Origin of the sequence: Pseudomonas sp. RV120224-01b, assembly GCF_003208145.1 — a bacterium.
GTDB classification, from domain to species: domain Bacteria; phylum Pseudomonadota; class Gammaproteobacteria; order Pseudomonadales; family Pseudomonadaceae; genus Aquipseudomonas; species Aquipseudomonas monteilii.
The window spans coordinates 25,294-40,555 of the sequence record NZ_QKMQ01000023.1 but is presented as its reverse complement, the minus strand read 5'-3'; the positions used below and the strand labels follow the sequence as shown (position 1 = coordinate 40,555).

Here is a 15,262-nt window from a genome sequence, read left to right as displayed (position 1 = left end):
GGAAACCCGCCATGTCCTTGCCCAAACACGTCCGCCTGGTCGAAGTCGGCCCCCGCGACGGCCTGCAGAACGAAGCCCAGCCCATCAGCGTTGCCGACAAGGTGCGCCTGGTCAACGACCTTACCGAAGCAGGCCTTGCCTATATAGAAGTGGGCAGCTTCGTCTCGCCCAAGTGGGTGCCGCAAATGGCCGGCTCTGCCGAGGTGTTCGCCGGTATCGACCAGCGCCCCGGAGTCACTTATGCAGCACTGGCACCCAACCTGCGCGGTTTCGAGGACGCGCTGGCTGCAGGGGTGAAGGAAGTGGCGGTGTTCGCGGCCGCCTCCGAAGCGTTTTCGCAGCGCAACATCAACTGCTCGATCAGCGACAGCCTCAAGCGCTTCGAGCCGATCATGGAAGCTGCGCGCAACCACGGTATAAGCGTGCGCGGCTACGTATCGTGTGTACTCGGCTGCCCGTATGAAGGCAAGGTCAGCGCCGAACAGGTGGCCCCGGTGGCCCGCGCACTGCACGACATGGGCTGCTACGAAGTATCGCTGGGTGACACCATCGGCACCGGCACTGCCGGCGATACCCGGCGCCTGTTCGAGGTGGTCTCTGCCCAGGTGCCGCGCGAGCAGCTGGCCGGGCACTTCCACGACACCTATGGCCAGGCCCTGGCCAACGTCTATGCCAGCCTGCTCGAAGGCATCAGCGTATTCGACAGCTCGGTGGCCGGGCTGGGTGGCTGCCCTTACGCCAAAGGCGCAACGGGCAACATCGCCACGGAAGACGTGGTGTACCTGCTACAGGGACTGGGTATTCAGACCGGCATCGACCTGGACCGGCTGATCGCCGCCGGCCAGCGTATCAGTAGCGTGCTGGGCCGCGGCAATGGGTCGCGGGTAGCACGGGCGCGTAGCGCGCAGTAAGTCATACGGGTGTCACACAGGTGTGGGCGAAGTGTTACCGCCCCCACATTTCACAGCAAAAAATCGGGTAACAGGGAAACAAATCGGCAGAATTTCAGGCCAAGCACTTTTGAAGAAAATCGCTAAGTAGCTGATTTTAAAGGATTTTCAAAAGTTGGCACGCACCCTGCTATATCTCTGGTACAAGAACAATAAAAATGTGACACCCAATAAAAACAACAGGTAACGGCTCTGACATAACAAGAACAACACGGCAGAGGCGTAGCAAGCAGATTTTTTTGGAGTAGACACGCTTTTCAGGGGTACGCCCCGCGGTCTGGCACAGAACAATAAAACTACCTCAAGGTAGCAGCAGCCAGGTTCGGATCAGCCATGATGAAAGCAGGTCAGCGCTCAAAAAAATACGTTTGCTCTTGACCCCGCATGGGGGTCGCCCGCAACACCAGGACAGGCTGACAAAAACAACAAAAGGCCAGTCCCAATAATAAAAAAAGAGCAAGCAACAACGCTTTGAGGGGAGCTTCGGCTCCCCTCAGTGCTTCCCGCCCTCCTCCTTTCTTCTCCTTTCAGCCCCCTGATGCAGTAACCCGCCTTGCATTGTGGTCCACCCTGTAACCCTGCAAGGAGGACAACACCATGCCCGTTGAAATCGACGAAACCACCCGCCGCTGCACCCTGATCGGCGAAAACCTGCGCATCGAGGGCGATGGCCCTGCTATCGAAATCGTCACCGACGAACACCTGCGCATGTCAGTGGCCCTGCTGGCAGGCCAGCGCGTCCCCATCACCGAAGCCGAGGCCGATGCACTGACCGTAGCGGGTGCGGTGGATAGCCGCAGGCATCTGAAGGCCAGCGTGCCAGGCTCGGTAATTTAAGGCCTGGCGGTCGAAGCCGGGTAATCTGATATGGTTTTTATCGCAAAATCTGAGCCTGTGCTGATAACAGCCTCAGGGCCATAGTGCTCATGCCTGATCGAGGCCTGATGAGCACCGAGCCATGAACAATAGAATCCCTTTCACAGAGATCGCCCCCACCCCAGCCAGCCCCCGACTGCGACACACCGACAGCGGCATTCACACCCGCAGCTTCAGCGGGCTGTACCGCAACCTGCGCATCGGCTTTGCCGGTGCCCTGTTCGTGCTGTTCTTCGGCACCGCGTGGCTGAACTGGAACGGCCGCCAGGCCGTGTTGTGGGACCTGGCCAACAGCAAATTTCACATCTTTGGCGCAACCTTCTGGCCCCAGGACTTCATCCTGTTGTCAGCGCTGCTGATCATTTGCGCCTTCGGCCTGTTCGCCATCACCGTGTACGCCGGCCGCGTGTGGTGTGGCTACAGCTGCCCGCAGAGCACCTGGACGTGGCTGTTCATGTGGTGCGAAAAGGTCACCGAAGGTGACCGCAACCAGCGCATCAAGCTGGCCGCCGCGCCCTGGAGCCTGAACAAACTGGGGCGCCGCACCCTGAAACACAGCCTGTGGCTGGCGATTGGTATCCTCACCGGGCTGACCTTCGTCGGCTATTTCACACCGATTCGCCCACTGGCCGCAGAACTGTTCACCTTGCAACTGGGCGGCGTGGCGCTGTTCTGGGTGCTGTTCTTTACCGCCGCGACTTACATCAATGCCGGCCTGCTGCGTGAAGCGGTGTGCCTGCACATGTGCCCGTATGCGCGCTTCCAGAGTGTGATGTTCGACAAGGACACCCTGGCCGTCGCCTATGACCCACGGCGCGGTGAGGCCCGTGGCCCGCGCAAGAAGGGCAGCGACGTCCAGGCCCAGGGCCTGGGCGACTGCATCGACTGCACGCTGTGTGTGCAGGTGTGCCCCACCGGCATCGATATCCGCGATGGCTTGCAAATGGCCTGCATCGGTTGCGCAGCGTGCATCGACGCCTGCGACGGGGTGATGGACAAGATGGGTTACGCTCGCGGGCTGATTGGCTACAAGTCCGAACACAGCCTGCAGGGCGGTACGACTCACTGGCTGCGCCCGCGCCTGCTCGGCTACGCCGCTGCGCTGGTGGTGATGATCGCGGCGCTGGTGGTGGCCTTGCAACTGCGCCCGATGGTGTCGCTGGATGTGATCAAGGACCGTGGCCTGTTCCGTGAAAATGCCCAGGGCCAGATCGAGAACATCTACCTGCTCAAGGTCATCAACAAGACCGAGCGCACCCAGCACTATGCGTTGCGCCTGCTGGACGCCGACGGCTTCACCTTGCAGGGCAACACGGCGCTGGTCATCCCGGCGGGCGAAATGAGTGAACTGCCGGTGTCGGTGGCGATGCTTGCCGAGCGCCCGACCAGCAGCTCGCAAACACTCAGCTTCGAAATCAGCGAGCGCGACGACCCCGCCATCCGCAGCGTGGCCCACAGCCGCTTCGTCGCCCCCCTGAACCGTTGATCCCTTACACTGACGCCACCTTGCCTGCCAGGCTTCGACAGAAGGCCAGAATGAAACGCTACGAACGCTTTGCCGACGACATTGCCGAACTGATCCGCTCCGGGGTACTGGGCCCCGGCCAGCGCGTGCCCTCGGTGCGCTACGCCAGCCAGACCCACGGGGTCAGCCCTTCTACCGTTTTCCAGGCCTATTACCTGCTGGAGCGGCGCGGGCTGATCCGCGCCCGGCCCCGCTCGGGGTATTTTGTCAACGCCCACGCCCCGCGCCAGTTCAGCGAACCTCAGGCGCTGCAGCCGGTCAGCGAGTCTACCGATGTCGACGTAAGCGCCTTGGTGTTTTCGATCCTCGACTCGATCAAGGACCCCAACACCATACCGTTCGGCTCGGCCTTCCCCAGCCCCGAACTGTTCCCGCTGCAACGCCTGTCGCGCTCGCTGGCCAGCGCCAGCCGCAGCATGGACCCGCGCATGGTGGTCACCGACCTGTCGCCCGGCAACCCGCAACTGCGCCGGCAGATTGCCCTGCGCTACATGGTTGGCGGGCTGATGCTGCCCATGGAAGAACTGCTGATCACCAACGGCGCCCTGGAAGCCCTGAACCTGTGCCTGCAGGCAGTGACCCAGCCCGGCGACCTGGTGGCCATCGAGGCCCCGGCCTTTTATGCCTGCCTGCAGGTGCTGGAGCGGCTCAAGCTCAAGGCGGTGGAAATTCCGGTGCACCCGCGCGAAGGCATGGACCTGGGCGTGCTGGCACAAACCCTGGAGAAGCACCCGGTCAAGGCCGTGTGGTGCATGACCAACTTCCAGAACCCGGTGGGCGCCAGCATGCCGGAAGCCAAGAAACAGGCCCTGGTGGAATTGTTGGCGCGCCATGAGGTGCCGTTGATCGAAGACGACGTGTACGCCGAGCTGTATTACTCGCAACAGGCGCCCAAACCGGCCAAGGCCTTCGACACCCAGGGCCTGGTCATGCACTGCGGCTCGTTCGCCAAAAGCCTGGCACCGGGCTACCGCATCGGCTGGGTCGCCGCCGGGCGCTTTGCGCAGAAGATCGAGCGGCTGAAACTGATGACCTCGCTGTGTGCCTCGATGCCGGCCCAGGCGGCAATTGCCGACTACCTGCAGCACGGCGGCTACGACCGCCACCTGCGCAAGCTGCGCTACGCGCTGGAAGGCCAGCAGGCCAACATGCTGGCGGCCATCGCTCGCCACTTCCCGGCGCAGACGCGGGTCAGCCAGCCTTCCGGTGGCTACTTCCTGTGGCTGGAGTTGCCCGAACAAATGGACGCCCTCAAGCTGTTCCACATGGCCCTGGCGCAAGGCATCAGCATCGCCCCTGGGCCGATCTTCTCGCCCACCCGGCGCTTTGGCAATTGCATCCGCCTGAACTACGGAAGCCCCTGGCATGACGGCGCCGAACGGGCCATGGAGACCCTCGGGCGGATCATCCGCTCCTTCTGACCATCGAACGCCCGGCGGCCGAACGACGGCTGCCGGGCATCGCCCGCCAACTGCGTTGACCCGCTATTCGCGTGCAGGTGAACACGCTAAAGTCAGAGCCTCCCCTTTTGTCGGACGTCGGCATGCCCTCCCGCGACCTGCGCTCACTGCGCCAACACGTCGAAGCCCTCCAGCGGCAGAACGCGCAACTGAAATCACAGCTTGCCAGCCTCCAGGACCACGATCAGAACTTCTACCGTTCGTTGTTCGACACCATGGACGAAGGCTTCTGCATCATCGAGTTCTTCGACGGCCCGCACGGCCCGCTCAGTGACTACGTACATGTACTGGCCAACGCGGCCTACGCCAAGCACGCCGGCATCCCCAACGTGGTCGGGCAGAAGCTGCGCGAGATGGTGCCCGATGAAGCCGATGACTGGGTAGCCCGCTACGGCGCGGTGCTGCGCACTGGCGAGCCCCTGCATTTCGAGCAGGAACTGGTCGCCACCGGCCACGTGCTGTCTGTTACCACCTTCCGCGTGGAGCCTGCCGAGAAACGCCAGGTAGCGGTGTTGTTCAAGGACGTTACCGAACGCCGTCGGGCAGAGCAGGCCCTGCAACGCCTGAACGAAGAACTGGAGCAACGGGTAAGCGCTGCACTGGCAGAGCGACGGCTGTTCGCCGAGCTGGTCGACCACAGCGTGGTCAATGTGCATGTGGTCGACAAAGACATGCGTTGGCTGGCGATCAATCGCCAGGCGAAACATGACTTTCAACGGTTGTTCGGGCGCACGCCTGAAATTGGCGATTACCTGCCAGACCTGATCGACGATGAGCCAAACGTTCGGACGTTGAGCTTGGCCATGTGGCAGCGTGCCTTGGCGGGCGAGCAATTCGTCGAGATCGGGACATTCGGCAAGGCGCCCGAGCAGTACCATTACGAACTGCGTTTCAATGCCTTGCGCGACCATGATGGCGAAATACAAGGCGCTTTTCTGTTCGCTTATGACATCAGCGAGCGCGTACAGGAGCAAAAGCGCCTGGCCAAAGCCGAGGAGGCCCTGCGTCAGGCGCAGAAGATGGAAGCCGTGGGCCAGCTCAGTGGCGGCATCGCCCACGACTTCAACAACCTGTTGAGCGGTATTCTGGGCGCGCAAGAGCTGATGCGCCAACGCCTGGACCAGTCACGCTTCGACACCCTCGAACCCTTGCTGGAGCTCTCCAGCGGTTCGGCTCAACGGGCGTCCTCGCTGGTGCACCGCCTGCTGGCGTTCTCACGCCAGCAGACCCTGCAGCCCTGCTCAACGCAAATGGCAACGTTGGTGGCGGGCATGGAAGAGCTGTTGCGCCGCACCATTGGCCCGGCCATCACCCTGAGCAGCCGGTTTGCCAGCGAACTGTGGCCAACATTCATCGACCCACCCCAACTGGAAAGCGCCCTGCTCAACGTGTGCATCAACGCGCGCGACGCCATGCCAGCGGGCGGCGTCATCGATATCGTCGGCGACAACCTGCTGCTTGACGAGGTACAGGCCCAGGCGCTGGAACTGCCCGTCGGCGAATACGTGCGGCTGAGCATCATCGACAACGGCAATGGCATGTCGGCGGAGGTGGCCAAACGGGCCGTAGACCCCTTCTTCACCACCAAGCCCATGGGCCAGGGCACTGGCCTGGGTTTGTCGATGACCTACGGGTTCGTGCGCCAATCGGGTGGGCAACTGCGTGTACTTTCGACGCTGGGTGAAGGCACGCGCATCGAGCTGCTTTTACCCCGCCACTACGAGCAACCCAAGCCGCCAGCACCCAAACCGCAGCGCAAGGCACTGGAAAAAGGCAGTACCGTGGCGCGGCGTATCCTGTTGATCGAAGACCAGACGGCCTTGCGCCTGGTGGTTTGCGAAGTGCTGGAAGAGCTGGGTTACCGGGTTGATGCATTCGAGGACGGCCCCACTGCCTTGGCCTACCTGCAAAACGGCGAACGGCCAGACCTGCTACTGAGCGATATCGGCTTGCCCGGCGGCCTGAATGGCCGCCAGGTGGCTGAGCGCTGCCGCGAACGCTACCCGGACCTCAAGGTGCTGTTCATCACCGGCTACGATGAAAGCGCGGCGCTCAGTGACGGCCAGCTGCTACAAGGCACGCTGGTGCTAACCAAGCCGTTTGAACTGGAGGCGCTGGCCGAGCGGGTCAGTACCCTGCTTGAGGATTGACGGGCGCGTTCAGCGCCCGCCGCCCAGGTCGATGAAGCTGCCCGTGGAGTAGGACGCCTTGTCTGACAGCAACCAGAGAATGGCCTCGGCCACTTCTTCAGGGCGCCCGCCCCGGCCCATGGGCAAGCCGGGTTCCAGTTTGCTGACGCGGTCCGGGTCACCGGACAGCGCATGGAAGCCGGTGTGAATGTAGCCCGGGCGTACGCCATTGACCCGCACGCCCTCGCCTGCCACCTCTTTGGCCAGGCCAATGGTGAAGGTATCGAGCGCGCCTTTGGAGGCGGCATAGTCGACATATTCGTTGGGCGAGCCCAGGCGTGCGGCCACCGATGACACGTTGACGATGGCGCCGCCTTGCCCGCCATGCCGGCGTGCCATGCGCAGCAGGGCGTGCTTGGCGCAGAGCATGGGGCCGACGACATTGGTTTTCATGACCTTGAGCAGGCGAAACTCGGACATATCCTCCACCCGGCTTTGCTGGCCGATGGTGCCGGCGTTGTTGACCAATGCGGTGACCGGGCCGAGTTCATCATCAACGCGCTGGAACAGCTGGATGATTTCATCCTCGACGCTGACGTCGGCGCGCACGGCAATGGCCTCGGCGCCCAAGGCGCGGACCTGGCCGAGGATGTCTTCGGCGGCTTGCTCGTCGGCGTGGTAGTTGATGCAGATACGGTAGCCCTGGCGAGCAGCCAGCAGCGCCGTGGCGGCGCCGATGCCACGGCTACCACCCGTGATGACGATGACGTTCTCCATGAATGTGCCAATCGTTTGGGAAAGGAGAGTCGACAATAGGCGAAACGGCTGTGCATGGGAATGACCAAAGTCAGCCCAAACACCGCCCCGCTCTCAATCTTGATCTTGCTTTGGCCCTACTAGCCCAGCTCAATGCCCCGCCGACGCCGGCCCCGCCTTGGCCGTAAACGGCGGCTTGGCAAACCACACCAGCAAGATCAACCCGGCAAACACCCAGGTCATCAAGGTGAAGTAATCCACCGTCGACATCATGTACGCCTGCCCATTGAGTATCTGCTCAAGTTGCGCATAGCTCTGCGGGTTAGCCCCACCCAGTTGCTCCAGCGTATGCCGCGTAGCCGGGTCGAACTGGCTGATATTCTCGCTCAGGTAAGCATGGTGCTGATCCGCCCGACGAATCCAGATCCAGGTTGTCAACGAAGCCGCAAAACTCCCCCCCAGCGTACGCAGGAAGGTCGCCAGCCCCGAACCGTCGGCGATCTGGTGCGGCGGCAGATCAGACAGCAGAATGCTCAAGGTCGGCATGAAGAACAGCGCCACACCAATACCCATGAACAACTGCACCAAGGCCACATGCTGGAAGTCCACCTCACTGGTGAAGCCCGCACGCATGTAGCAGCTGGTACCGATCGCCAGAAACGCCAGCCCCGCCAGCACCCGCAGGTCGAACCGGTGCGCATACTTGCCCACGAACGGCGACATGATCACCGGCAGCAAGCCGATTGGCGCCACCGCCAGGCCCGCCCAGGTAGCGGTATAGCCCATCTGCGTCTGCAACCATTGCGGCAGGATCAGGTTGATGCCGAAGAACCCCGCATACCCCCCGACCAACACAATGGTGCCAACCCGGAAGTTACGGTGCACGAACAGGCGCAAGTTCACCACAGGGTGGCGGTCGGTCAGCTCCCAGATCACGAACACGGCCAGAAACACCACCGAAATCAGGCTGCCGACGATGATGAACGAAGACTCGAACCAATCCAGGTCATTGCCTTTGTCCAGCACCACCTGCAACGCGCCGACACCGATGATCAACGTGAGCAAACCGATGTAATCCATCGGCTGGCGGCTGGTGACCACAGGCCGCGTACGCATCTGCTGGCGCACGACGGCGGCGGCGAACAGGCCGATGGGTACGTTGATGAAGAAGATCCACGGCCAGCTGTAGCTGTCGGTAATCCAGCCCCCCAGAATCGGCCCGGCAATCGGCGCCACCACCGTGACCATCGCCAGCAGCGCCAACGCCATCCCCCGCTTGGCCGGGGGGTACACGGCAATCAGCAAGGTCTGGGTCATCGGGTACAACGGCCCGGCAACCACCCCCTGCAACACGCGAAAGCCGACCAGCTCCGGCATCGACTGGGCGATACCGCACAGGAACGAGGCCAGCACGAACAGCAGCGTGGCCCAGATGAACAGTTTCACCTCACCAAACCGCCGGCTCAGCCAACCGGTCAGCGGCAAGGCGATGGCGTTGCTCACCGCGAACGACGTGATGACCCAGGTGCCCTGCTCGTAACTCACCCCCAGGTTGCCGGAAATGGTCGGCAACGCCACGTTGGCGATGGTGGTGTCGAGCACCTGCATGAACGTCGCCAGCGACAGGCCGATGGTGGTCAGCAACAGGCTCGGCGGCGTGAACTGGGCAGCGGCGTTGTTGCTCATCGCTGGGCCGTCTTGCCGGTTGCGCTGTTTTCGTGGATCAGCCGGGCGATCAGGTTATCGGCCTCGACCAACTGACGGTCGTACACCTGCGTGGTGTAGCTGGCCTGTTGCGGCGGCTGTTGGGCCAGGGCCGGACCGCTCTGGTCGTGCAGGTCGACTTCCACCACCGTGGACAGGCCGATGCGCAACGGGTGGTCCTTGAGCTGGTCAGGGCTGAGGTGAATACGCACCGGCACCCGCTGCACGATCTTGATCCAGTTGCCAGTGGCGTTCTGTGCCGGCAACAGCGCGAAGGCGCTACCGGTACCGGCCCCCAGGCTGTCCACCGTGCCGCTGTACTTGACCTCGCTGCCGTACAGGTCGGCGCTGATCTGCACCGGCTGGCCGATGCGCATGTCACGCAGCTGGGTTTCCTTGAAGTTGGCATCGATCCACACCTGGTCCAGCGGGATCACCGCCATGGTCGCAGTGCCCGGTTGCAGGCGCTGGCCCAGTTGCACGGTGCGCTTGGCAACGTAGCCGGTCACCGGTGCCACCAGGGTGGTACGGGCATGGTCGAGGTAGGCCTGACGCAGGTCGGCAGCAGCAGCCATCACTTCGGGATGCGAAGACACCACGGTGTCATCGACCAGCGCGCTGCTGGTGCTGAGTTGCTGGCGGGCACTGTTGACGGCCGCCTGGGCGACACTCAGGTCGTCGCGAGCATGGGACAGCTCTTCTGCGGCAATGGCACCGCTGTCGGCCAGCACCTTGCGCCGGTTGAAGTCCTGCTGTGCCTTGCGCAATTCGGCCTGGCGGGTTTCCAGCTGAGCCTTGAGCGAGTCGACGTTGCTGTACAGCCCGCGTACCTGCCGCACGCTGCGCGCCAGCTTCGCCTCGGCGGACTGCAAGGCCACCTCGCTGTCGGCCGGGTCGAATTGCAGCAACACCTGGCCGGCGTGGACCAGGTCGCCGTCATCGGCACCAATGCTGGTGACGGTGCCGGTGACCAGCGGGGTGATCTCCACCACGTTGCCATTGACGTAGGCATCGTCGGTGCTTTCGTGCCAGCGCCCGACCAGGCTGTACCAGGCCCAGGTGCCGATACCGGCAAGGATCAGCAACAACACCAGGCCAAGCAGCCAGGCCTTGCGCTTGCGCGACGGCTCTGGCGCGGCGGAGGGAGTCGGGGTGTCTGCGGGAGTGGCCATGACAATACCTTGGATAATTCGTGACAGGGTTCAACGGTCGCCAAAACGGCGGATCGTCAACGGGTCGCCAGCACTGAGCAGCACCTTGGCCAGCAGGCCTTCCAGGGCCTTGAGCTCTTCCGGTGCCAGCACGCCGCACAATTCGTTCATGGCGGCAGCGCCAATTTCCGGCAGGCGGTCGGCCAGGCGCTGGCCGTCGGCGGTGAGCGCCAGGCGTACCTGGCGGCGGTCGTCGGCGCAGCGGTTGCGCACGATCAGGTCCTTCTGTTCGAGGCGGTCGAGCATGCGGGTCATCGAACCGCTGTCCAGACCCAGGTAGCGGCACAGCTCGGCCGGGGTGTCCACCTGGTACTGGGTGACGATGATCAGCACCTTGAACTGCGCGGCGGTGACGCCCTCTGACTCAAGGTGCCAGTCGAGAATGCGGTCCTTCAGGATCGCTGCGCGGCCGAGCAACATGCCGATGGCGCAGGTCTGGAAGTTTTCGGGGGAAAAATGGGCCATCGGGGATTGCTCGGGTAATTGTGTGAAAATATTACTGCCTAGGCAGTGAATGTCAAAGCTTTGATTAGGTAGCTATGTAAAATTTCATGATTCAAGTGCAAATCTGAAGCCCTGCGCCCTTCTCAGTGTGGGAGCGGGCGCGCCCGCGAACACGGGCGAAGCCCGTGCCATCCTGCGCGCTGCTTGTTTCGCGGGCACGCCCGCTCCTACAGGGATCTGTGATTGCTGTTAATACCGTGCGCTCAGGCCAAGTGCCGCAACAGCCCCGCAGGCAATCGCCATGCCCACCAGTTCTGCCAGGCTATCCGCCTGCAAACGCTTCATCACACGCCCCCGGTACAGGTCCACGGTCTTTACGCTGATGCCCAGTTGCTCGGCAATCTCTCGGTTGTTCAACCCCTGTGCAAGCGGCACGAACACGTCACGCTCGCGCGGCGTCAGGCCGTCGATACGCGCCTGCACCTGGGCCAATGCCTGATCACCCTGCCGCGCACGCGTGGCACGCTCCAGCGCGGCCTGCACGCTGTCGAGCAGCAACTGGTCGTTGTAAGGCTTTTCGATGAAGTCGCAGGCGCCAGCCTTGAACGCACGCACCACGATCGGCACATCGGCATGGCCACTGACGAAGATCACCGGCAGCGCCAGGCCGCGCTCGCGCATTGCCTGCTGTACCGCAAGCCCGCCCAGCCCCGGCATGCGCACATCCAGCAGCACACAGGCAGGCCCATCGTCGACGCAGGCATCGAGAAATGCCTGCCCACTGACAAAGGGCAAGGCCTGCAAACCCACCGATTCCAGCAGCCAGACCGTCGAGTCGCGCATCCCTTGGTCGTCATCGACCACATACACTTTCGCTTGCACCCTCAACTCCCCCCTTATCCCCTGCTGACCGCCAGGCGGCAGCACAATACCAGACCGCCGTTGTCACCCGCCCGCGCCCACAGGCTGCCGCCAAAGCCTTCGATCAGGCTGCGGCTCATGCTCAAACCCAGGCCCAGGCCGTCGGCCTTGCTGGTAGTGAACGGCGTGAAGATTTCGTCCAGGCGCTCGGGGTCCACACCCGGTCCCTGGTCAGCCACCTCGACCAGCACGCCGTCGCCATCACGCGCAGCGCCGAGCAGGATACGTGACGGCCGTTCGCCCTGCTGCTCGCGGTTGGCATCGATGGCATTGCGCAACAGGTTGAGCAGAACCTGTTCCAGCAACACCCGGTCGGCGTACACCAAGGGTAATTGCGTACTCATGTGCAGCTCCACCGTCACTTGGTCGCGCGCGGCCTCCCACGCGCACAAGCGCATGGCCTCTTCGGCGACCTCGGTCACGTCCAGCGCCTGCAGGTTCCGTGGCCCCTTGCGCAGGAAGGCGCGCAAGCGGCGGATCACTTCAGCGGCGTGGGTAGCCTGTTCGCTGATGCGTTGCAGCCCCTGCCCTACACGCTCACGGGCCTGCGGGTCGCGCTCGATGCTCGACAGGTAGCGCAAGCTGGCGTTGGCGTAATTGACCACCGCAGCCAACGGCTGGTTGATCTCGTGGGCGATGCCCGAGGCCAGTTCGCCGAGGGTGGCCAGCCGGGCACTGTGCGCCAGGCTTTCCTGGGCTTCGATGCGCAAGGTGATGTCGCGGGACACGCTGACCACCTCCACCACCGTGCCGGTGTAGGTTTCGCGGATGGCCCGGCTGGCGATTTCGAACCAGCGGTAACCACCCGCAGCCTGGCGTACCCGGCAGGTCATGGTGTGGTAGCCATCCTGGTCCAGCGCCGCTGCCGCCTGGCGCAGCACCTGGCGCCGCTCGCGCGGGTGCAGCAAGCTGTGCACGGGCATGCCGCGCAGTTGCTCGGGCCACAACCCGAGCAGGCGGAATGCGGCCGGAGAAGCATCGAGAAAGCGGCCATCGGGGCTGTGCCGGGAGATCAGGTCGGTGGTGTTCTCGATGATCAACCGATACAAGCGCCGTGCACGGCTGGCCTCACGCGCGCCCTGGCGCTCTTCGCTGGCGTCACGGCAGCGCCCTAGCACCTGCTGGCCCTGGTCATCAGGCATGAACGTCCACAGCACGATGCGCTCACCCACCTGCACTTCGACATCGGCAATCGCCCGGTGCTGGCGCAGGCAGGCACGTACCAGCGCGGCGCAGTTGGCCGGCAGCCAGCTGGCCAGCCCCGGGCCTTCATCTACCCAGGCTTGCAGCGCGGGGTTGAGCGCCAGCGGCCTGGCGTCATCGGCCAGCAGCAGGCTGGGTTGAGGGTCCTTGGCGAGCAAGGGATAAGCGGTCTTGTCCACGGTAGGCGGCTCGTTGTTATAGTAGTTTTACTATATTGCTATAGTCGATATTCCTACTACCATAGCGGTTCGCGTAAAACTGCGACAGAGGAAGGCAGCCTACCGTACGCCTTCCCGCACCCTGAACAGAGCTAACAATCAGCCACCGGGGGCCAAGCGCACAGGCTGCGCCTGCCTCCCTTACAGGATTACCGCATGTCGATCTATGCCCAGGGCCTGATGCCCGCTGCCGTCAACCATGTCGCCCTCACCCCGCTGAGTTTCATCGAACGCACTGCTGCCGTTTACGGCAACTACCCCGCCGTGATCCACGGCGCCATCCGCCGCAACTGGCAAGACACCTACCAACGCTGCCGCCGCCTGGCCAGTGCCCTGGTGGGCCGCGGCATCGGCCGTGGCGACACCGTGGCAGTGATGCTGCCCAACACCCCGGCCATGCTCGAAGCCCACTTTGGCGTGCCCATGACCGGTGCCGTGCTCAATACCCTGAACGTACGCCTGGACGCCGAGGCCATCGCCTTCATGCTGCAGCACGGCGAGGCCAAGGTGCTGATTACCGACCGCGAGTTCCATGCGGTGATTGAAGCCGCCCTGGCGCTGCTCGAACATCCGCCATTGGTAGTGGACGTGGATGACCCCGAGTACGGCGAAGGCCGTGCGGTCAGTGAGCTGGACTACGAGGCCCTGCTCGCCGAGGGCGACCCGGAATATGCCTGGGAGTGGCCGGATGACGAGTGGCAGGCCATTTCGCTCAACTACACCTCCGGCACCACCGGTAACCCAAAAGGCGTGGTCTACCACCACCGTGGCGCCTACCTGAACGCCTTGGGTAACCAGATGACCTGGGCCATGGGGCATCGCCCGGTGTACCTGTGGACCTTGCCGATGTTCCACTGCAACGGCTGGTGCTACCCCTGGACCATCACCGCCCTGGCCGGTACGCATGTTTTCCTGCGCCGGGTCGACCCGCAGAAGATCCTTAACCTTATCCGCGAACACCGGGTCAGCCACCTGTGCGGCGCACCGATCGTGCTCAACGCTTTGGTCAACATGCCGGAAGCCGCCAAGGCCGCCATCGAGCACCCGGTGCAGGCCATGGTGGCCGGCGCCGCACCACCGGCCAAGGTGATCGGTGCCGTGGAAGAAATGGGCATCCAGGTTACCCACACCTACGGCCTGACCGAAGTCTACGGCCCGGTGACCGTGTGTGCCTGGCATGACGAGTGGGACGAACTGACGCTGGAAGAACGCGCGCGCATCAAGTCACGCCAAGGTGTGCGTTACCCGACCCTCGACGGCCTGATGGTTGCCGACCCGCAAACCCTCGAGCCGGTGCCGCGCGACGGCAACACGCTGGGCGAGATTTTCATGCGCGGAAACACGGTGATGAAGGGCTACCTGAAAAACCCCGAGGCCACCGCCGAAGCCTTCCGCGGCGGCTGGTTCCACACGGGCGACCTGGCGGTGTGGCATGCCGATGGCTATGTGGAGATCAAGGACCGGCTCAAGGACATCATCATTTCCGGTGGCGAGAACATTTCCACCATCGAGGTCGAGGACGCCCTGTACAAACACCCGGCGGTGCTCGAGGCCGCCGTGGTGGCGCGCCCGGATGAAAAATGGGGGGAAACCCCGTGCGCCTTCGTAGCCCTGAAGCCTGGCCGGGAAGACACCCGCGAAGCCGACATCACCAACTGGTGCCGCGAGCACTTGGCCGGGTTCAAGGTGCCCAAGACCGTGGTGTTTGGCGAGCTGCCGAAAACCTCCACCGGCAAGATCCAGAAGTACGTGCTGCGCGACCGGGCCAAAGCCCTCTGATCCCGTAGTGGCCTCTTCGCGGGCACGCCCGCTCCCACAGGGAACGCACCGAATCCAAACGTTGCGTAGTACCTGTGGGAGCGGGC

12 protein-coding genes are annotated in these 15,262 nt (G+C 63.4%); 6 read left to right on the top strand and 6 right to left on the bottom strand.

Going from position 1 to position 15,262, the window contains the following annotated elements:
* The first annotated feature begins 11 nt into the window (after positions 1–11).
* The 5 genes from N436_RS26220 (at position 12) to N436_RS26200 (ending at position 6,961) form a co-directional block, all read left to right on the top strand.
* Entirely contained in the window at positions 12–911 is a 900-nt protein-coding gene (locus tag N436_RS26220; protein ID WP_110742334.1) for a hydroxymethylglutaryl-CoA lyase, read from the top strand.
* A gap of 636 nt (positions 912–1,547) precedes the next feature.
* Complete coding sequence (locus N436_RS26215; RefSeq protein ID WP_016713899.1) at positions 1,548–1,787, top strand: DUF3203 family protein; 240 nt, start codon at positions 1,548–1,550, stop codon at positions 1,785–1,787.
* Positions 1,788–1,908: 121 nt separating this feature from the next.
* Positions 1,909–3,312, top strand: a complete 1,404-nt coding sequence (gene ccoG / locus N436_RS26210) for a cytochrome c oxidase accessory protein CcoG (RefSeq protein WP_110742333.1) — start codon at positions 1,909–1,911, stop codon at positions 3,310–3,312.
* Positions 3,313–3,362: 50 nt separating this feature from the next.
* A complete protein-coding gene (gene mapR, locus N436_RS26205; RefSeq protein WP_016713897.1) occupies positions 3,363–4,772 on the top strand; it encodes a GntR family transcriptional regulator MpaR in 1,410 nt (469 codons plus the stop codon).
* 122 nt (positions 4,773–4,894) lie between these two features.
* Positions 4,895–6,961 carry a PAS domain-containing sensor histidine kinase gene (locus N436_RS26200; protein WP_110742332.1) on the top strand — a complete coding sequence of 689 codons (2,067 nt, stop codon included), beginning with the start codon at positions 4,895–4,897 and terminating at the stop codon, positions 6,959–6,961.
* A 9-nt stretch (positions 6,962–6,970) separates the two neighbouring features.
* Here N436_RS26200 and N436_RS26195 read toward each other — a convergent pair whose 3' ends face one another.
* From N436_RS26195 to N436_RS26170, 6 genes are all read right to left on the bottom strand, one after another.
* Positions 6,971–7,717 (bottom strand): SDR family oxidoreductase, encoded by a 747-nt coding sequence (locus N436_RS26195; protein WP_105947521.1) that lies wholly within the window; start codon positions 7,715–7,717, stop codon positions 6,971–6,973.
* Positions 7,718–7,846: 129 nt separating this feature from the next.
* Positions 7,847–9,382: a DHA2 family efflux MFS transporter permease subunit gene (locus N436_RS26190; protein ID WP_105947520.1), complete on the bottom strand. Its 1,536-nt coding sequence runs from the start codon at positions 9,380–9,382 to the stop codon at positions 7,847–7,849.
* Positions 9,379–10,572, bottom strand: coding sequence for an HlyD family efflux transporter periplasmic adaptor subunit (locus tag N436_RS26185; protein ID WP_105947519.1), 1,194 nt, complete (start codon positions 10,570–10,572; stop codon positions 9,379–9,381). The genes N436_RS26190 and N436_RS26185 overlap by 4 nt, the downstream gene beginning before the upstream one ends.
* A gap of 30 nt (positions 10,573–10,602) precedes the next feature.
* Complete coding sequence (locus N436_RS26180) at positions 10,603–11,076, bottom strand: MarR family winged helix-turn-helix transcriptional regulator (protein ID WP_060496987.1); 474 nt, start codon at positions 11,074–11,076, stop codon at positions 10,603–10,605.
* Positions 11,077–11,304: 228 nt separating this feature from the next.
* Positions 11,305–11,937: a response regulator transcription factor gene (locus N436_RS26175; RefSeq protein ID WP_177410903.1), complete on the bottom strand. Its 633-nt coding sequence runs from the start codon at positions 11,935–11,937 to the stop codon at positions 11,305–11,307.
* Positions 11,938–11,951: 14 nt separating this feature from the next.
* Positions 11,952–13,358: a sensor histidine kinase gene (locus N436_RS26170; protein ID WP_110742331.1), complete on the bottom strand. Its 1,407-nt coding sequence runs from the start codon at positions 13,356–13,358 to the stop codon at positions 11,952–11,954.
* Positions 13,359–13,553: 195 nt separating this feature from the next.
* Between N436_RS26170 and N436_RS26165 the strand changes: the two genes are divergently transcribed.
* Positions 13,554–15,176: an acyl-CoA synthetase gene (locus N436_RS26165; RefSeq protein ID WP_110742330.1), complete on the top strand. Its 1,623-nt coding sequence runs from the start codon at positions 13,554–13,556 to the stop codon at positions 15,174–15,176.
* Positions 15,177–15,262: the final 86 nt, after the last annotated feature.